The organism is Paenibacillus terrisolis, from assembly GCF_056171975.1.
This window is the reverse complement of the sequence record NZ_JBKFGG010000044.1, coordinates 1-19,109: the sequence shown is the minus strand read 5'-3', so window position 1 is coordinate 19,109 and position 19,109 is coordinate 1. Positions and strand designations below refer to the sequence as shown.

17 protein-coding genes are annotated in these 19,109 nt (G+C 53.9%); 15 read left to right on the top strand and 2 right to left on the bottom strand.

Annotated features, from left to right (window positions below; all coding sequences use genetic code 11):
• The first annotated feature begins 74 nt into the window (after positions 1 to 74).
• Genes ACI48K_RS23485 through ACI48K_RS23475 form a run of 3 tightly spaced genes read left to right on the top strand, consistent with a single transcriptional unit; the run spans position 75 to position 3,252 of the window.
• Entirely contained in the window at positions 75 to 1,550 is a 1,476-nt protein-coding gene (locus ACI48K_RS23485; RefSeq protein WP_475030068.1) for a M17 family metallopeptidase, read from the top strand.
• Positions 1,551 to 1,581: 31 nt separating this feature from the next.
• Positions 1,582 to 2,274: a copper homeostasis protein CutC gene (locus ACI48K_RS23480; protein ID WP_475030067.1), complete on the top strand. Its 693-nt coding sequence runs from the start codon at positions 1,582 to 1,584 to the stop codon at positions 2,272 to 2,274.
• A 27-nt stretch (positions 2,275 to 2,301) separates the two neighbouring features.
• Positions 2,302 to 3,252: an ROK family protein gene (locus tag ACI48K_RS23475; RefSeq protein ID WP_475030066.1), complete on the top strand. Its 951-nt coding sequence runs from the start codon at positions 2,302 to 2,304 to the stop codon at positions 3,250 to 3,252.
• Between the two features lie 36 nt (positions 3,253 to 3,288).
• On the opposite strand, the gene ACI48K_RS23470 is transcribed toward ACI48K_RS23475, so the two are convergent.
• The gene (locus ACI48K_RS23470) at positions 3,289 to 5,595 is read right to left on the bottom strand and encodes a GH36-type glycosyl hydrolase domain-containing protein (protein WP_475030065.1); all 2,307 of its coding nucleotides are present in this window, start codon (positions 5,593 to 5,595) and stop codon (positions 3,289 to 3,291) included.
• A 214-nt stretch (positions 5,596 to 5,809) separates the two neighbouring features.
• Between ACI48K_RS23470 and ACI48K_RS23465 the strand changes: the two genes are divergently transcribed.
• Positions 5,810 to 7,258, top strand: a complete 1,449-nt coding sequence (locus tag ACI48K_RS23465) for an FAD-dependent oxidoreductase (protein WP_475030064.1) — start codon at positions 5,810 to 5,812, stop codon at positions 7,256 to 7,258.
• On the opposite strand, the gene pdxR is transcribed toward ACI48K_RS23465, so the two are convergent.
• Complete coding sequence (gene pdxR / locus ACI48K_RS23460) at positions 7,253 to 8,737, bottom strand: MocR-like pyridoxine biosynthesis transcription factor PdxR (RefSeq protein WP_475030063.1); 1,485 nt, start codon at positions 8,735 to 8,737, stop codon at positions 7,253 to 7,255. The two genes, ACI48K_RS23465 and pdxR, sit on opposite strands and share 6 nt — an antisense overlap.
• A 127-nt stretch (positions 8,738 to 8,864) precedes the next feature.
• Between pdxR and ACI48K_RS23455 the strand changes: the two genes are divergently transcribed.
• The 11 genes from ACI48K_RS23455 to ACI48K_RS23405 all read left to right on the top strand — a co-directional run bounded on the left by ACI48K_RS23455 (position 8,865) and on the right by ACI48K_RS23405 (position 18,994).
• A complete protein-coding gene (locus ACI48K_RS23455; protein WP_475030062.1) occupies positions 8,865 to 9,416 on the top strand; it encodes a GNAT family N-acetyltransferase in 552 nt (183 codons plus the stop codon).
• 91 nt (positions 9,417 to 9,507) lie between these two features.
• On the top strand, positions 9,508 to 11,805 hold the full coding sequence (locus ACI48K_RS23450) for an ATP-dependent DNA helicase (RefSeq protein WP_475030061.1): 2,298 nt from the start codon (positions 9,508 to 9,510) through the stop codon (positions 11,803 to 11,805).
• Positions 11,806 to 11,899: 94 nt separating this feature from the next.
• Positions 11,900 to 12,661 carry a FlxA-like family protein gene (locus ACI48K_RS23445; RefSeq protein WP_475030060.1) on the top strand — a complete coding sequence of 254 codons (762 nt, stop codon included), beginning with the start codon at positions 11,900 to 11,902 and terminating at the stop codon, positions 12,659 to 12,661.
• A gap of 97 nt (positions 12,662 to 12,758) precedes the next feature.
• Complete coding sequence (locus tag ACI48K_RS23440; protein ID WP_475030059.1) at positions 12,759 to 13,148, top strand: cytochrome-c oxidase; 390 nt, start codon at positions 12,759 to 12,761, stop codon at positions 13,146 to 13,148.
• A 748-nt stretch (positions 13,149 to 13,896) separates the two neighbouring features.
• A complete protein-coding gene (locus tag ACI48K_RS23435) occupies positions 13,897 to 14,355 on the top strand; it encodes a MarR family winged helix-turn-helix transcriptional regulator (protein WP_475030058.1) in 459 nt (152 codons plus the stop codon).
• Positions 14,356 to 14,534: 179 nt separating this feature from the next.
• Positions 14,535 to 14,933 carry a DoxX family protein gene (locus tag ACI48K_RS23430; protein WP_475030057.1) on the top strand — a complete coding sequence of 133 codons (399 nt, stop codon included), beginning with the start codon at positions 14,535 to 14,537 and terminating at the stop codon, positions 14,931 to 14,933.
• Positions 14,934 to 14,966: 33 nt separating this feature from the next.
• Positions 14,967 to 15,599 (top strand): nitroreductase family protein, encoded by a 633-nt coding sequence (locus ACI48K_RS23425; protein ID WP_475030056.1) that lies wholly within the window; start codon positions 14,967 to 14,969, stop codon positions 15,597 to 15,599.
• Between the two features lie 43 nt (positions 15,600 to 15,642).
• On the top strand, positions 15,643 to 16,590 hold the full coding sequence (locus tag ACI48K_RS23420; protein ID WP_475030055.1) for a ring-cleaving dioxygenase: 948 nt from the start codon (positions 15,643 to 15,645) through the stop codon (positions 16,588 to 16,590).
• A complete protein-coding gene (locus ACI48K_RS23415) occupies positions 16,590 to 17,204 on the top strand; it encodes an alpha/beta hydrolase (RefSeq protein WP_475030054.1) in 615 nt (204 codons plus the stop codon). The genes ACI48K_RS23420 and ACI48K_RS23415 overlap by 1 nt, the downstream gene beginning before the upstream one ends.
• 50 nt (positions 17,205 to 17,254) lie before the next feature.
• Positions 17,255 to 17,869 (top strand): flavin reductase family protein, encoded by a 615-nt coding sequence (locus ACI48K_RS23410; RefSeq protein WP_475030053.1) that lies wholly within the window; start codon positions 17,255 to 17,257, stop codon positions 17,867 to 17,869.
• A gap of 141 nt (positions 17,870 to 18,010) precedes the next feature.
• Entirely contained in the window at positions 18,011 to 18,994 is a 984-nt protein-coding gene (locus ACI48K_RS23405; RefSeq protein WP_475030052.1) for an aldo/keto reductase, read from the top strand.
• The last annotated feature ends 115 nt before the right edge of the window (positions 18,995 to 19,109 follow it).

Below are 19,109 nucleotides of genomic sequence, written 5' to 3'. Positions count from 1 at the left end.
CTGATAGAAAGCATAGGCCGCAAGGTTTCTCATGCGGAGGTTTTACGGATTCTTGAATAAAGAAGGGATAGCAGATGTCAATTACGATCAATTCGGGCCATACGGTGCAAGCGGGTGAAGTCCTTATTCGTCAGGCGTATGCGAACGAGCCATTTGGTTTGCCTTTGAGGGAACCGCAAAAAGAAGCAGGGGAGGTGACCTGGTTTTTTGCCCGGAACGAGCAAGAAACCGATGAGCTTATCGTTGGTATGGGCCCGCGAAGCAGCGGCAAACTGAAGCTGGAGCCAATCCGGCGGGCTGGAGGAGCGTCGGCCCGTACGATGCAGCGCGAAGGCCGGATGAACGCCGTATTGGTGGGCGAGAATGGAGCAGGGACCGATCATCCCTTTGATGATCAAGCGGCCGCGGCATGGCTGCAGGCTTGGATAGAAGGCTGGATGCTGGGACTGTACCGCTTTGATAAATATAGAGGCACCACTCGGCAAAAGACGGACGTGGAGCTCATTATTCGCTCCGAAGACTGGCCGGAGCTGCCCTCGTACCGGCTGGAATCCGTCGTAAGAACAGCCCGGATACGCGCGGAGGGCGCCATGCTGGCGCGCGATTTGGTCAATGAGCCGCCGGACGCGCTGAATCCTGAATGTTTTGCGGATTGGATAACCGATCATTTCGCCGGGATGCCCGTACACGTTCAAGTGTACAAGGGGGAGGAACTGAAGAAACGGGAAATGAACGGGCTTCTCGCCGTAGGGGCCGGCAGCAGATACTCGCCGGCATTGATCGAGCTGGAATATGTCGGCGCCCCCGATTTGCCGCTGCTCGCTCTGGTCGGAAAAGGCGTAACCTTCGACATGGGCGGCATGAACGTCAAAACCGGGCAGGATATTAGCGATGCCCGGATGGATATGGGTGGAGCGGCCGCCGTGATTGGCGCCATGGACATCTTGGTTCGTCAGCGTGCCGCCGTGCGCGTAACCGCTTTGATCGCGGTGGCGGATAATCTGCCGGACGCCAGGGCCATGCTGCCGTCTTCGGTCATACGCTACCCGAACGGCCTGACCGTCCAGGTTGCCAATACCGACGGCGAAGGCAGGCTGATTCTTGCCGACGCGTTGCTCCATGCGGCTAACCTTGGCGCGGCCTCGGTCATCGACATCGCCACGCTGACCGGAAACGTCGGCCAGGCGCTTGGTCTTGGCATCGCGGCGATTTTGGGCGATCCCGATATGAGCGAGCAATTGGCGGAAATCGGTGAACGAGACGGGGAGCGGCTGTGGCCGCTGCCCGTGATGGAGGAATACGAATCCGAGCTGCGCAGCGATTATGCCGATTTGCGCAACGTAGGCACGTCCTCGCTTGCCGGAGCGATCATTGCCGCGCTGTTTATTCGCAGATTCGTCCCCGAATCCATGAAGTGGGTCCACATCGATATGGCCGGGACAGTCCAATATAAGCAGGAGGTCAGTTATTCCGCGGCCGGCGCAACGGGGTACGGCGCCCGGTTGCTGGCGGATTACGCTTTGCGCCGCTTCGGGGCGGATGCCGGGTGACCGGATATTCTCATCAAAAGGAGACCAACAAATGATACTGGAAGTTATCGCAACCTGCGTAGAAGACGCTATTGTTGCCGAGGCAAACGGAGCCGACCGGATCGAGCTGATTACAGCCATGACGGAGGGCGGTCTGACGCCGGGGATCGGAATGATCCGGCAGACGGCCAAGGCGGTGGAAATTCCCGTCAACGTGATGGTGAGACCGCACAGCAGATCCTTTGTATATGGCGAGACCGATTTGCGCACGATCGAAGCCGAGGTGGAGGCCATATCCGGTTCGGGAGCGGCAGGCCTCGTTTTTGGTGCTCTGAAGCAGGACGGAACCCTTGACGACTCCGCTCTTGAAAGAGTGCTTGCCCTTGCCGGTGGACTTGATGTCACTTATCACCGCGCGTTTGACGAACTGAGCGATCAAAAAAGCGGACTCCGCCAGCTTATGCAGTATCCGCAAATTTCCCGGGTGCTGACCTCCGGCGGGTTAAAACCTGCACCGCAGGCGGTTCCCGAGATTCGCGGGTTAGTGGAAGCCTCGCAGGGAACTTCGCTGCGTATTTTGGCCGGGCATGGACTGACGCTCGATACGATCGAGTCATTCGTGGCGCAGACCGGGGTAGCCGAGGTCCACTTCGGTTCAGCCGTCCGGATCGGCGGGAACGGACTTGCCCCCATGGATCCGGAGGGGATCCGTCAATTGGCTGATTTGCTGCACCAATACAAATAACTACGTTCTACGGAGAGGGTGAATCTATTGCTTCATTCAGATAAATATATCGTTGGTGTCGATTTGGGCGGGACCAAAATCGCTGCGGCTCTTTTTGATTCGACCGGGACGGCAATCCGCCGCGAGCAGATGGAGACGGGCGGCGCGCGTTCGGCACGGGAGGTCGTACAGCGCATCGTTTCTATGATCCGGACCGTCTCAGCGGGATATCCGCTGGCAGGGGTGGGGCTGGCCTCGCCCGGTGCCGTCGACAGCAAGGAAGGCGTAGCTTTGAACGGCACCAACCTTCCGGAGTGGAACAACGTGCCGCTCAAGAAATGGATGGAGGCGGAGCTCGCCGTCGAAGTCAAAGTGGTTAACGATGCTAACGCTGCGGCCTGGGGTGAATACGTGAGAGGGGCCGGGGCTGGCGCGGAAAATATGGTTTACGTCACGATCAGCACCGGAATCGGCGCGGGAATCGTGCTGGACGGGAAGCTTTTTCTCGGGACGCAGTCTTTTGCCGGGGAACTTGGCCACGCGATCATCGACCCGCATGGACCTCTCTGCAACTGCGGCAATCGCGGCTGTTGGGAAACGTTCGCTTCGGGAACGGCGATCCGAAAGGCAGCGCTTGACCTGATGCAAGATCATCCTTCCCTCATTCAAAGCTTGGCGGACGAGCAGGGCGAGCCCCTTTCCGCCAAGCATGTGTTTGCGGCGCGGCAGCTCGGAGACAAAGCGGCCGCCGAGGTCATTGAGCGAGCCATTTTTTATATGGGTCTCGGCCTGGCCAATATCATCCATTCGTTCAACCCGGACCGGATCGTGATCGGCGGCGGCGTCAGCCGTGCCGGGGATCAGCTGTTTCCGGAGCTGCGCGTCGAAACGGAAAAGCTGGTCATGCAGCCTTACCGGGGGAGCTACAGCATTGTGCCTGCCGCTTTGAACGACGATGTCGGCCTGATAGGGGCCGCGGCATTATTTCAGATCAATTAATAAAAAGGGAGCAGGCCAAGAGCCTGCTCCCTTCGTTTATCCCAAAATGACATTTACCTCATACACTTTACCCGCCTCATACGGAAGCACGTTTCCTTCCCATTTCGCACCGTCGATCGTGATTTGCTCTACACCTTTGCCGGTTCCTTGCGGATTTTCCACCGTAATTCGGTACCCTGCCTCGCGAAACGTTCGTTCCACGCGGTATAGCTTCCAATCCTCCGGCACGCACGGATCGATTTGCAGTCCTTCCGCCGTTGCGCGTATGCCAAGAACATATTCCAGCGTCGTCCACAACATCCAGCCCACGGTTCCCGTGGAATGATGATGGCTGGAGCGTCCGAAGTTCGGCGAATCGGATAACCCAAAATAATAGTTCGGCACAAAAATCGGAACCTGCAGATTCACCTCCGGCGGATTATCCGGGTTGGTCGGCAGCGTGCGGCGGATCGTTTCCAGCGCATGATTCCCCCGGCCCGCACGGCAATCGGCAAAGGCTTTAAACATGGACGCGTGGCAGTACACCGAGCCGTTTTCGGTCGTTCCGTTCAGCTTGACGCTGATCCGGCCCCATTTGGGATTCCACTCGGTAAAGGAAGGCTCAAGCAGCTTTGGCCCAAACGGAGTCTCCAGGCTGTCGATCGCCTTCAAACATTTGTCCAGCCGTTCACCGGTCGCTACGCCGCTCATGATTGCCCAAGTCTGCGTGTTCAGGAACAATCGGCCTTCCTCGTCGGCTGCGGTGCCAAACGGTACGCCAAAATCGTCGTAACCGGCTAAATACCAGTCGCCGTCCCAGCACGTTTCATTGATGGCTTTTTCCAGCCTTGCGGAAATAGCCTCCAATCGGGAAATCGCGGCAGCGTCCCGGCGGCTTTGGGCGAACGGCAAAAGCTGATCAACCGCATATTTCAGCGCCATGGTGTTCCAAGCCGATTCCCCGCGTCCGAGATGGCCCGGCCCGTTGATCGGATCGTTCCAGTCGCCGTCGCCGATCAGGCAGAGTCCGTGGGAGCCCGTCGCACCGGCCATATAATCGGCCGCCAGCAGCAAATGCTCATATACGGGCGCGCTGTCCGCGCTGTCTTTAAAGCCGACTTCCCGCTCCAAAAGCCCAAGATGCCCGGATTGATGGATAAGCGCAGCAAAACAAATCAGCAGCCAGACCGGGCCGTCCGTATGATTCAAAAGACAAAGCATTTTCGGCGCGGAGCCGTCGGTCATGATCCACTGCTTGATAAACCCGCTCTTTTCCTGGCCCTTCAGCACCGAAATCATATATTCCGCCGCTCCTTCCGGATCAAGCAGGGCATAGCCGAGCGCATCCTGAAGCTGGTTGCGGATCGGGCAGTAATTGGACATCCGGTTGGTTCGGGTTTGCAGGACGATTTGCTTTTTCAGCCAGTAATTCATAAAAGCATCCACATTGGCGTCAGGCGTTTGGATATGGAAAGGCGCAACCGTACCTTCCCAGTAATGCTCTACCTGCTCCAGCAGCGAGTCGTAGCCGGTGTCCGCAAGCTTGGCCTTTTGGCGGCGAATTTCTTCCGGCGAGCCGGCGCAGCCAACAACCAGACGGCATGAAGCGCTTTCGGCACTTTCAAGCAGGAATACCTGCTGGAACGCGCCGATGGGATCCTCGGCTTCCGCTCTTTTTCCGGAGCAGCGTCCGTTTACGACGGCCACAGGGAGCTCATGCGTGTCGTCTCCGCCGAAAAAGCGAAGCTGGCTGCAATCAAAAGAAGCCACCGCCCGGTCCGAAAACAGGTAGACAAAGTTGGTGTGGCCGCCGAGCTTTTCCTTTTCCTCGTAAGTCACATGATACGGAAAAGAAAAGCTGCTCAGAACTTGCGACTTCGCGTCAAACTCGCATTTGCTTCCCATCACGCCTCCGTTCTCCAGCGAAAACACCGAGAACAGGGAAATCTCACGGGAGGTCCCGCTCAGATTCGCTAATGTGACGCTCCATACTTCCTGTTGACCCTCGCGGGGGACAAACACTTTGATGGAGGTTTCGATCTCTTTGTAACGGGAGCGGATTTCCGTCCAGCCCAAGCCGTGAACGCACTCATATTGCTCCGCTTCCGTGCGAAGGGGCTGATAGGCCGGGCACCAGATTTCCCCCGTGGCATGATCCCGCAGGTAGAAATAACGGAATCCCCGCGTAAAGGTACGGCGGTTTGGCGCAAAGGCAATGCTGTCGCCCTGCCCGGTCTGGGACACCTCCATATAGTAAGTGTCGTTGAATAAATAGTTGAACCATTTTGCGGGCGTCCGAGGGGTTGTGATTACGAATTGATCCCCTTGGTCCGAAAAGCTCCCGTAGCGCGGTAAATCGCCCATGCGGCTTCTCTCCTTTTTTACCGGAACATGATATAACCTGCCTTTCCATTATACAACGTTATAAGCCCGAAACGGGGTTAAGCATGACCTTCGTTTTGCCGATAACAGTGAAGTGCATATCCTCCGCAATTTATAAACAAATTACTGTTAAACCCGACTTCGGGAAGTTGGAATAGCGGATCTCGATATAAAACTTAAGGAGCGGAACAAGAACTTGAAGAATCGGCAGAATGCATTACGGCTCTCTAGGGTCATTTTATCGGCGATTTTAGGTTTGCAGCTGGTTGGGTTGTTTGCGTCCACGCCTGCGGCTTATGCTCAAAATCAAACTCAGGACCAGCGATACGATATCGTGATGATCGGCAGCGAGATCGAAGGGGTTTTGCTGGCCAAATCGGCCCATGATCTCGGGCTCAGCGTGCTGATTCTCGATCCGCGCAGCAAGCCGGGCGGGGAATTGATTCAAGGCCAGATGCTCGTGCTGGACGAGCCCAATGACAACAAGAAACGGAGCCTGGTTCAGGGTGAGCTGAAAAATTTATACGACGGCTACAAGGGCGGTTCGATCCGGAATCTGGCATCTTTTGAAAGCTACTATAGCAAGCTGATTCGCGGAATTCCGCTCAAAAGCGGCATCGTGATCAACTCCGTCGAGACCGCGGACGATGCGAAAGGGAAGTCGGTCAATTCTCTGACCTATACGGCTAAAAACGGAGACATGTTCACGGTGCAGGCGGGTTATTTTGTGGAGAATACCGATTTCGACGCGCTGACCTCGTGGCTTGACGCCAAACGCATTCCCGGCATGGAAAGCATCTACAACGGCATCAAGCCGGACTATATGGCGGCAACGTACATGCTCAGATTCAAACACGTGAATTGGGGGAAGCTGCATCAAGCGGTGCTGGATGAGTACCCGCTTACTCATGTCATGAAAAAATACGGCGACAACACTTACGTCGACTGGAATTTCGCCACCGGGTTCAGCAATTTGACGTTCCAATACAAACCGCGCAGTTCCCGGCTTATGCTGAGGGGACTCAACGCGACCGATCAAAAGAACGGCGAGGTCATCATCAACAGTCTGCTGATCTATGACGTCAATCCGGCCGATCCGAAGTCGGTGAGCTCCGCCGTCAACACCGCCAAGGCCGAAGCGCCTTACATTTTAAAATATTTACGGCAGCATATTCCCGGATTTTCTCAAGCGCAGCTGGGCGGATTTCCCGATTATCTGTATATCCGCGATTATGACCGGTACCAAACCGAATATGTGCTCGATTACCCGGATTTGATGTCGAACAAAATGTTTTGGGACAACGTTACCGTCGGCGGATACCCCGTTGATCTGCAGGCGACCCGAATCGTCAAAAAAGGGATCAGCTACGGAAAGCCCGACCGTTATGGGATTCCGTTGCGTTCCTTTGAGCTGCGGTCCTACAACAACGTGCTCGTGGCGGGCAAAAACGTTGGCGCATCCATAAAAGCCTATGGCAGCGCCCGCATCATACCAACCACCGCACTGGCGGGGCAGACGATCGGCATCCTGCTCGGACGGGAATGGAAGCAGCGGCATATACCGCTGAACGAGCTGACTCCGGCCGATTTCCGGCGGATTCATCAATATCTGAAACAGGATTATCACATCGCGGTTGAGTCATGATTTCAGAGACAGCAAATAGGGGGACCAGGTTTGGCGCAGCCAAGCAACGCCTTTGTCGATCCGCTGCGTTTCAATGCCGCCGAACCCGAGCATAAAGGTTTTCCGCGAGCTTTCCTTAGGTCTGTCCCAGTAGAATGCCGCGGAAGCGACTCGAATTCCGGAGGCTGCCGAGAGCCGCAGCATCTCGGACTCGGACAGATCGGACTCGAGGCGCAGCAAGACATGCATACCGGCTCCATCGCCCGTAACGGCTGCTTGTTCTCCGAAGTAATGGCGGAGGGAGGCAACCAGCTGCTGATTTTTTTTGCGATACAGGTTCCTCATTCGGCGGATATGTTTTTCAAAATATCCCTTTTGCATAAAAAGCTCCAGCGTGCGCTGATGAATCCGCGAAGCGGACGCCTCAAACATGACGTTGCGGCGTAGGTCATGGAAACGCGGCATCAGATGCTCCGGCAGCACGAGGTAATGGATGCAGATATCCGGGGCGAGCACTTGCGAAAAGCCGCCGAGATATATAACGCGGTCGTTTGGAATCAGGCCCTGCAGGGCAGGAACCGGTTTGCCCCGATAGCGAAACTCTCCGCCGTAATCATCCTCGATAATGTAGCCGTCTACGGCTTTGGCCCATTCCAGCAGCTCCAGACGCCGCGCAACCGGCATCATAATGCCGGTCGGAAATTGATGCGACGGGGAGACGCCGGCGATCCGGGCTCCGCTTGCCCGGAGCAAGTCCGGGCGCAGCCCGTTCTCGTCGAGCGGGATCGGATGAACCGCGTAACCAAGCGATTGGAGCGTAGCGGGGACGATCCGGTAACCGGGGTCCTCAAAGGCCACGCTCATGTGCTCGTTTTGCAGCATCTGTCCCAGCAGCAAAATGAGCAGATGCTGCTCCGCGCCAATCACGATTTGATCGGGGTGAGCGGCTACGCCGCGGAATTGGCGCAAATATTCGGCAATCTGCCGCCGGAGTCCGAATTCGCCCTGGGCTTCTCCGTAAAACAGCAGCTCGCTTGCTTCCGGCTGAAACAGTTGATTATGCAGCCTTTTCCAGACCGAAAAGGGGAACAGGCTGAAGTCGTTTTTGGACAAATGAAAATCGTAAAGAATCTCCGTTTGTTTCGGCAGGTTCGGTCCATTTTCGGGAGAGGCGGCTAAAAGCGGAAAGCCTTCATGCCGCGGCTCCGGTTCCGAACTCCTTAGTTTCAGGCCTCCGTAGGTTTCCGGAAGCTTCACTACGAAATATCCCCGTCTGGGTCGGCTTTCGATGAACCCTTCCGCGATTAACTGCTGGTAAGCAAGCTCAACGGGCGTGGTGCTGACGGACATAAACTCCGCCAGCTTGCGGATCGAAGGGAGGCGTTGTTCCTCCTGCAGCGTCCCTGAGATGATATCCCGTTTAACCGCTTCGTAAATTTCCGCATACAGGTAGGTCGGCTCCGAATGGCTGGACCTCAAAGGTCTTGGCAGACTATACATAGGTGATCGTCCCTCATCAAACTGTCATTTTATTTTTGCTAGATTTGTATATTTTTTAGTATACATCAGTGTGTTAAGTCATGAGAAAGAACGGCTAGGCGTATAGAAAAGGAGATATGAAAAAACGATGACACATGCAGGGTTTTTGACCGGGGAAAAAGTGTACTTGCGTCCTCTTGGCATAGAGGATACCGAGTGGTATTTTCGCAGCTTGCAGGAGCCGGAAATGCGGAAGCTGACAGGAACGAAACGTCACTTCTCCAAAGAATTCATCGCTTCTTACCTCGAGCGGAAAAGCCAGGACGACTCCAGCGTGCTGCTGGCAATCGTGCGGTGCGACAACGATGAGCCGATCGGCGATATCGCTTTGCAGGACATCGATACGAGCAATCGCAGCTGCAATATCCGCATCGCCATGAATTCGAGCGCCGACACCGGCAAAGGATACGGGAGCGAGGCGCTGAAGCTGATGCTGGGTTATGGGTTCGGCCTGCTTAACATGCACCGGATCGAACTGAACGTATTCGACTACAATCCGCGCGCGCTGCATGTGTACGAGAAGCTGGGCTTCAAGCATGAAGGAGTGCAGCGGGACGCTTTGTTCTACGATCATGAGTATCATGACTCCATTCTTATGGCCATTCTGGAGGACGAGTTCCGGACGGCTAACCGGCCCTAAATAAATACCTTTCGGCATATGGTTTCTTCCCGCCTGCCAAACATGGTATACTAAAGGAACAAATGTTCTCCAATAGGATTTGGCGGGTGGAATGAAGATGGATTCGATCAAAATAGCCGTTAGGCCTTTGGTGGAGTATATGTTTCGCGCCGGCAGCATTGAGGGCGGGTTTCGGACGGTAACGACTCTTACCGAGGGGACAAGGGCACACCAGCAGGTGCAGAAGCAATACGGCGAACTGGATCAAAAGGAAGTGTACGTATCGGCGGAGATTCCCTGCGGGGATCTCCTCTTTGTCGTTGACGGACGCTGCGATGGGCTGCTGATGGCCGAGGACGGCAGCTTGACGGTGGACGAGATCAAGTCGACGTCGGGGGATCTTTCGCTCATCACAGCGGAGACCTACCCGGTACACTGGGCTCAAGCCAAATGCTACGGATACATGTACGCCAAAGCGAATGGCATAGACCGGATGACCATCCAACTGACCTATATCCAGAACGACACGGGCGAGCGGAAGCAGTTTCGGGAAGAGGCGGAATTTGCTAGGCTGCAAGCCTTTATCATGGAAGTTGTGGAGAAATACGCGCCTTACGCCAAGATGCTTCGTGATCACCGCCTTGCCCGGGACCGGAGTATCCGCGAGCTCGAATTTCCGTTTACGGTCTATCGTGCCGGTCAGCGCAGACTTGCGGGCGCGGTGTATAAAACAATTGAAGAGGGCGTAGGTCTGTTCGCCAAAGCCCCTACGGGCATCGGCAAAACAATCTCCACGATATTTCCGGCGATTAAAGCGATGGGGGAGGGCCTGCTGCAGCATGTTTTCTACCTGACGGCCAAGACGATTACCCGCACGGCGGCGGAAGAGGCGTTTGCGCTTATGAGGTCGCGGGGTTTGCAGCTTCACGCGGTTACGCTGACGGCAAAGGAGAAAATTTGCTTTCGGGACGAGATGGGCTGCCGCAAAGAGGAATGCATTTATGCGGACGGTTATTATGACCGGATTAACGGAGCGATTTTGGATATTTTGGCTCACGAAACGTTGATTACGCGTCCGGTGGTAGAGGAGTACGCACGCAAGCATCGGGTCTGCCCGTTCGAATATTCGCTGGATCTGGCTTACGACGCCGATGCCGTCATTTGCGATTACAATTATGTTTTCGATCCCCGGGTTTCCTTGAAAAGAATGTTCGCCGAGCAGAAAAAAGACACGGCGCTTTTGATCGACGAATCTCACAACCTGGTGGACAGGGCCAGGGAAATGTACTCATGCGAGCTCGCCAAGTCGCCATTTCTGGCGCTGCAGCGGGAATATAAATCGGTGAACGCCGGGGTTTACCGGGCGGCCAAAGCCGTGAATTCGCATTTTGTGCAGCTTCGGAAACAAACCGCCGGCACGCTGACGATCGACAAGGAATTGCCGGAAGCGCTGGTGGGGCTGGTAGAGGCCTTTGCCGAGCAGGCCGAGAAGGAACTGGCCGCTTCGGGCGGAGTGGGCGCAGAGGAACATGCGGCTGCAAGCTCGCCGTTGCTGGAAACCTATTTTGCCGCGATGAATTTCGTCCGGATCGGCAAGCTCTATGATGAGCGCTATGTGTCTTATACGGAAGTGACTTCGCAGGAAGTCCGGATCAAGCTGCTTTGTCTCGATCCCTCGTTTTTACTGCGGGAAGCTGGCAAAAGCTTTCGTTCCCGGGTGTATTTCTCCGCCACTCTCTCGCCGATGGCTTTCTACAGGGATATGCTGGGGGCCGAGCCGGACGATTATTCGGTTTCGGTTCCGTCTCCGTTTTCCAGAGAGCAGCTCGAGGTGCGGATCGAGCCGTTATCCACCCGGTTTAAGGATCGGGAGCAGACGCGGGACAAGCTTGTCCGGCTGCTGCTGCAGCGTGTTTCCGGCCGACCGGGGAACTACCTGTTTTTCTTCCCGTCTTACGCTTATATGAACATGATTTACGAGGACTTTGCCCGGGAGGTTGCCGAAGACGTCCGGCTTTTGCTGCAGCAGGGCAGCATGACGGAGGAGGAGCGCGAGAATTTTCTGGCCGCGTTTGCCCCGCGGCAGACAGGCACCCTCATTGGATTTGCGGTCATGGGCGGGATTTTCTCGGAGGGCATCGACCTTGTGGGAGACCGGCTGACGGGCGTTGCCGTCGTGGGCGTGGGATTGCCGCAAATCGGCCTGGAACGAGACATTATGCGAGAATATTTCGAGGAATCCGGTAAAGACGGTTTCGATTACGCATATGTTTTTCCGGGCATGAACAAGGTGCTGCAGGCCGGAGGGCGTCTGATCCGCTCGGAGACCGACCATGGCCTGCTGATGCTGATCGACGACCGCTATCTTCAGCCGCATTACGCCAGATTGCTGCCGGAGGAGTGGCGTTAAAGACCTTTCCGGATACTTCATTTTCATAGCTGTTAATCCGATAACTCTATTAACGAGTTTTATCCAAGATTAACCATTTGGGGGAGTTGAGAAAATGAAAATTTCGGGTTCCGTTAACCATCAACCGCATACCAAAACGGCAGCATCCAAACCCGTTGACCGATTCGAGAAGCAAATCGAAGTTTTAATGAACCAAAAAAGCAAAATCAATGATCAAATTGCCAGCGTGAAATCCAACGAGAAACTGACAGATGATCAAAAAAATCAGCGGATTGAATTATTGAATACGCAGCTTCAAACCATAGAAACGCAAATAATGCAAAAGAGAATGGAACAGGAAGAAAGCAAAAAGGAAAAGACCCAGGGCGGGGATTCCCCAAGCAAAGACCCAAACAATTCGAATTCCGGCAAAATCGACCCCAATAAGCCGGGGAATGCTTCAATTGACGAACTTGTTAACGCCGACTCTCGTAAGGATAATTTTGCTCAAATGGTTAATACTCGGCGTAAAATGAAATCGGAATCCGATGGACTGAGATCGGAAGTGAAGATGAACAGAAGTCACTTGGAGGGCGATCCTAGCCAAGAAAGCAAAGCTAGCAGATCAGAGATGAGAAAAAACGGCGAAATCACCGTCAATAAATCGAAATTGGAAAATGCCCTGGAGATCGATATGAGGATAAGCCAGTTAGACATGAGGATCGGGGACGGTATCTCCAAAACGCAAGGAGAAAAAGTGGATCCAAGTTCAAACAACCAACCAAAACGAAACGAAAAAATCAGTGAGGACCAAGAAGAACTTGCGACAGAGAAGAGTACGGCCAATGCGGCTCCTTCTATAGACATTCGAATTTAACGACTAAATGTTCAAAGTGCCCGAAGCGAATATTCCCCTTACTTGTGACATATTTTTAAAATGCAATACAACTTGACCAAGTTGAGGGGGCGGGCGATTGGGAATTGCATATATTAAGGTTTCCGTCGTTTATTTTGTGATCGGCATACTTCTAGGGATGTATATGTCCATGCAGCATGATTATAAACTGGAGAGTGTTCACGCTCACGTGAATTTGCTGGGTTGGGCTTCGTTTGCGCTGGCCGGCGTCATTTACGAGCTGTTTCCGAAGGCGGGTGAAAGCCTGCTCGGCAAAATTCAGTTTTGGGTCTATTCCATCGGCCTTCCGTTGATGATGCTCAGTCTTGCTTTTCTGGTGCTCGGCTCCGAGCAATTCGAGCCTTTGGTGTCGATCGGAGGAACGCTGGTCGTGCTCAGCGTCGTGTTGTTTGCGGTTAATGTAGTGCTGTACGTAAATCCCGGCAACCGGTCCGGTGAGAAGAAATAATTCCATACCAATAAAGTAGACGCCTCGCGGTTTTGCGGGGCTGTTTTTGTTGAACACGCGAAGTGTGGAAAACAGAAAACCTCCGGCTATGCGGGTGGTCCAACCGAGGCCTATAGCAAAAAACATCTGATGCAGACGTCATAAAAGGGGTGTTCAAGCTACTATGCATAACGAAAGGGAAGTGGGATTTAATGTCCAGTAGCTCGTCAACTCAAAATAGACTCTTCATGCCACTTCTCAACGATGGAACCGTACTAACTGGAAATCCTCCTGTTAATTGGCCCCTTATTGAATCTGGCCGAACATTAACTGGAAATCCTCCAGCTAAATCATCAATTTAGGCCGTAGGCCATCTCGTTTGCCGAAATTAGTGGGAGCATTTCCAGTTAAAACGCCGAAAATCCGCATTTTGCTTAAATTAGCTGGAGCTTTTCCGTTTATTAGATCGTAAATAAGTTGACTTCGAGCTCCGGATGGGAGTTCTCCGGTTCAATGAGCGCAAACAAAGCTTTGTTCGGCTTCTAACGAGAATTCTCTCGTGAAATGTGTGTAAAAAGGAACATTTCGCGCTCTAGACGGTATCTAAAAGAAATATAAAAAGACGCTTGACAATTATCTTAATGACTAGTATCTTTAAATTAAGATAAATAACATTAAGATAATACATGTTAAGATATTTTTCGGGCATACTACAGGGCAGATATAAATCCATCTTGAAAATGGATCCATCAACGGAGGTGAGCTTACCATGAATCAGAATTACGAAGACCGAATGAGAAGCGATGCGCTGCATCTTTTCATCACGTTGTCGAGGGCAAGCGAATGGGTTCATGCGCACAGCGATAAGGCGATCCGTCAATACGGGCTGACCCGCACCGAATTTGGAGTTCTTGAGCTCCTGTACCATAAAGGCAGGCAGCCGATCCAGCAAATTGGCGGCAAAGTGCTCATGAGCAGCGGCAATATTACCTATATTGTCGATAAGTTGGAGAAAAAGCAGTTTGTTATCCGGCAGACCTGCGATGAAGACCGCCGTCTTGTTTATGCGGAGATTACCGAGCAGGGCAAGAAGTTTATCGAGGAGGTTTTTCCGCAGCATACGGAGGTTATCGAAAAAGCGGTAGGCGGACTTACGCCGGAGGAGCGGGCGATTGCGGCAGAACTTCTCAAAAAGCTGGGTAAATTCGCTCAAGAGGGATACAAATAGCAAGGGCCGATAAAGTAAAGCTTTTATAAATGCTTTTGCCAAGGTTCTGATGTAAAGCAAGCATGACGGAATTATAGGAAGCGAAAGCCGAATTCTCGTCATGCGATTTTTTAGATAATATATCTCAATATAAAGATTCTTGAAATAAAAACAAATAACAGGTGAAGGGGAAATTAAAAATGAGTATTGCATTAGGTTTGTTGATCATTCGTTTGGTTGTCGGTTTGAGCTTTATGGCGCACGGAGCGCAAAAGCTGTTCGGTTGGTTCGGCGGCTACGGCCCCAAAGGAACGGGCGGTTGGCTGGAATCCATCGGGGTTAAACCCGGCGTGTTGATGGCCGTGATGGCCGGATTGTCCGAATTCGTGGGAGGATTGCTGTTCGCAGCCGGACTACTTACGCCGTTAGGCGCGGCGCTTCTGGTTATCACGATGCTTGTGGCGATCTTCACCGTGCACGCGAAAAACGGCTTTTGGAATACTGCGGGCGGCTATGAACTAAATCTCCTGCTTATCGCCGTGGCTGTCGGTATCGCACTTACCGGCGCCGGATCGTATTCGATTGACGCTATATTATAATCATATTCGCACTTATTTAGGAGGAAGCTATTTATGAATGAACATGATTTTTCAACCGTCGTAAAATCCCGCCGCTCGGCCAACAAATTTATTGCAGGCGTGGAGATTGAAAATAAGGAACTGGACGAGATTTTCAGTTTGACGAAATTTGCGCCGTCGGCGTTTAACCTGCAGCATACCCATTATGTCGTCGTAAAGGACCCGGAGCTGAAGGAGCAAATTTATCAAGCTTCGGGCAAGCAATATAAAGTTCACACCGCCTCCGCGGCGATCCTGGTGCTAGGCAAATTGGACGCGCATAAGGATGCGGGAAGCATGAACGAAGGCCTGCTTAACCTGGGCGTTCTCAGCAAACAGGAATACGACGCGCTCGTGTCTTCAACCGAGGCGTTTTACGAAAGCCGGGGCGCAGCGTTCATGCGGGAAGAAGCGGTTCGCAGCGCTAGCTTGTCGGCCATGCAGATGATGCTGATCGCTAAAGACAAAGGCTGGGACACCTGCCCGATGATCGGTTTCGATCCCGATGAGGTGCGGCGAATCCTTCAGGTTCCGGACAACTACGTTCCGGCTATGCTGATCGTCATCGGAAAAGAGGACACCACAAGCTTCCGCCCTCGCGGGTACCGCAAACCGGTCGGCGAATTCGTGAGCTACAACAAGTTTTGATGCAGCTATATAGACAAACCCAAAAACAAGGGAGTGGAGAACCATGGTTCAAGTAACTGCAGGGATTCATCATATCACCGCTTTTGCCGCCGACCCTCAGGCCAACGTTGATTTTTACGCCGGGATACTGGGACTGCGGCTGGTGAAAAAAACGATTAACTTTGACGCGCCGGAAGTGTACCATTTGTACTTTGGCGATGAAGCGGGAACCCCGGGGACGATCATGACCTTCTTTCCTGCGCAAGGCAGCCGGCGTGGGCGAATCGGAGCGGGGCAAGTCGGAATTACGACCTTTGTCGTTCCTGAAGGAAGCTTGGATTTTTGGACGGAACGTCTGCGTAAATTCAGAGTTTCGGTGACGCATACCCGTCGGTTTAACGAGGCATTTGTAACCTTCAGAGATCCCGACGGGCTGCAGCTTGAGCTGGTCGAGCGGGCGGCGGGACCGCTAAGCACATGGTCTTTTGGCGGGATTCCCGCGGAAAAGGCGATCAAAGGCTTTGGCGGCGCAGTTCTTTACAGTGTGGCCTCCGACAAAACCGCCGATTTGCTGGAAACGGTGATGGGTCTCGAAAAGATCGGCACGGAAGGCTTCTTCGCTCGCTTTAAGGCAACCGGAGAACTGGGCAGTGTCATCGACGTGAACGTTAGCCCGATGGAATACGGCTCCGGCGGCGCCGGTACGGTGCATCATATCGCATGGCGGGCAAAGGATTTCGAGGAGCACGAGGAATGGAGAAGCCATATCGAGCAGCACGGATATAAACCGACGCCGATCGTTGACCGCCAATATTTTCATGCGGTTTATTTCCGGGAGCAAGGCGGCATATTGTTCGAGATCGCGACTGATCCGCCCGGATTTGCCCGCGACGAGACGCCCGAGCATCTGGGGGAAAAGCTGATGCTGCCAAGCTGGTATGAGCCGCAGCGCGGCGTGATCGAGCAAAATCTCGATCCCATCGAGGTGCGTGTCCTGAAGGAGGACCTGTGATGAAACATATTTTCAAGCAGGGCAAAGACGGCGCCGATAAGGCGCCTACGCTCCTGCTGCTTCACGGCACCGGCGGCAATGAGCAGGATCTGCTGCCGCTTTCCGAGATGATTTCGCCGGCATCCCCGGTCCTCAGCGTAAGAGGGAACGTGCTGGAGAATGGGATGCCGCGATTTTTTCGGAGGCTGGCCGCGGGCGTGTTTGACGAGGAAGACCTTGTCTTTCGGACGCGGGAGCTTCATGAGTTCCTGGACGAAGCGGCGGCAAAATACGGCTTTAACCGCGGGAATCTGGTGGCCGTCGGCTATTCGAACGGAGCGAATATGGCCGCAAGCTTGCTCTTTCATTACCGGGACTCGCTGCGAGGCGCTGTGCTGCACCACCCGATGGTTCCGCTGCGAGGCATCACCCTGCCGAATCTGTCCGGGGTTCCCGTTTTTATCGGAGCCGGACGCCGGGATCCGATATGTCATCCCTCGGAGACCGAGGAGCTTGAGAAGCTGCTGAGCGATGCCGGGGCCAAGGTAAACGTCCATTGGGAGGCGTTTGGTCATCAGCTTACCGAAACGGAAGTGGAAGCCGCCGCTGCATGGTTCAAGGGCAGTTTCGCATAAGTAAGATTGAGGAAAGGCTTAATAATCATGAAGGGGGATTCCGAACGGGTATGTTCTTATCCATTGATCCGGCCCATCAAAGTGAAAGGGACAATTACAAGCTGCTTATCGGCAGTGTTATCCCGCGTCCCGTTGCGCTTGTCACGACGCTTTCCGAGGGAGGCGTACTGAACGCGGCACCGTTCAGCTATTTCAATATCGTTTCCGCCAATCCGCCGCTGCTTTCGGTTTCCGTGCAAAGGAAACAGGGAATCCCCAAAGATACGAGCCGAAATGCGCAGAAGGCCGGGGCTTTCGTGGTTCATATCGCGGATGAGTCCTACATCCGCCGGCTCAATGAGACCTCGTCCAACCTGCCTCCGGGCGAAAGCGAAGTTGCTCTTGCCGGATTGACTCCGGTTCAGAGCGAAGCCGTTTCGGTACCCGGGCTAGCCGAACCCAGGATCCGGATGGAATGCGTGCTGGAGCGGTCTATCCCGCTGGGCGGCACCGAAGAGGCTCCGGCGACCGATTTACTGATCGGCCGCGTCGTCCGTTTTCACATCGACGACTCGCTGATTACAGCCGGGCGAATTGACCCTGAGGGGCTAAAGCCGGTCGCCCGCTTGGCGGGAAACAGCTATTCCCGGTTAGGCGAAATCTTTGAATTGCAGCGCCCGAATTGACGATAACGTCTAAGCGCGTCTCTGCAGCCTTACAGGTTGCATGAGAGCGCTTTTTTGATTACTCTCTAATTATGAGACTAAATTAAAGGTTACGCTTCCGAAGCATTGGGTTCGAAGCGTAGCTTTTTAGGAGGGGAACCTGTGAAATACCGTCAATTAGGAAATACGGAACTGAAGGTCAGCGAGGTCAGCTTCGGAACATGGGCCATTGGAGGAAGTTGGGGCAATACCAACGACGCGGAAGCGCTCCGGGGATTGGATCGGGCTATGGGAGAAGGCGTCAATTTCTTCGACACGGCCGACGTGTACGGAGGAGGACATGCGGAACAGCTGCTCGCCAAGGCGACCAAAGGGAAGGAAGACGACATCCATATCGCGACCAAGTTTTGCCGGTTTGGAGATATTCACGACCTCGGAAATTACTCCGAAGCCAAGATCCGGGAGTATTGCGAAGCCAGCCTGAAAAATCTGCAGCGTGAGCGCATCGACCTGTATCAGGTTCATTGCCCTCCGTTCGCGGTCCTGAAGGATGGCCGGGTGTTCGAAACGCTGGACAAGCTGAAAACCGAAGGCAAAATCCGCCATTACGGCGTCAGCGTGGAAACCGTGGAGGAAGGGCTGTTTTGCCTCGGGGTACCCGGCGTAAAAGCATTGCAGGTTATTTTCAACATTTTCCGCCAAAAACCGGCCGAAGCGCTGTTTCCTAAAGCGCATGAAGCGGGAGTTGGCATCCTGGTTAGACTTCCGCTGGCCAGCGGCCTGTTGACCGGAAAATTCAAACCGGAAACAACGTTCGAAGCGGACGATCACCGGAATTTCAACGCCAACGGCGAGCAGTTCAACGTAGGCGAGACGTTCGCCGGCCTGCCGTTTGTTAAAGGCGTTGAACTGGCTTCGCAATTGAACTGGATCGCGGAAGGCCGGGAAGATATGGCCCGCGCGGCCATGCGCTGGATTTTGGACCATCCCGAAGTGTCCTGCGTTATCCCGGGATTCCGCAACGTGCGCCAGGTTGAAGACAATCTCGGCGCGATTGCGGTTCCTTCGTTCAGCGAGGCGGAACTGCAGCGGTTGCATGACTTTTACCGGAACGAGGTAGCCGAGCATATCCGCGGGCCTTACTAAAATTCTCAGGCGGGCAGCCTGAAAATAAATAATGCTCTTCTGTCAAAAAAGTGGACACTGCTCAATTTAAGCAACCCTTTCATAGTACAGTTGTTCAAAGCGTACCGGTGACAGG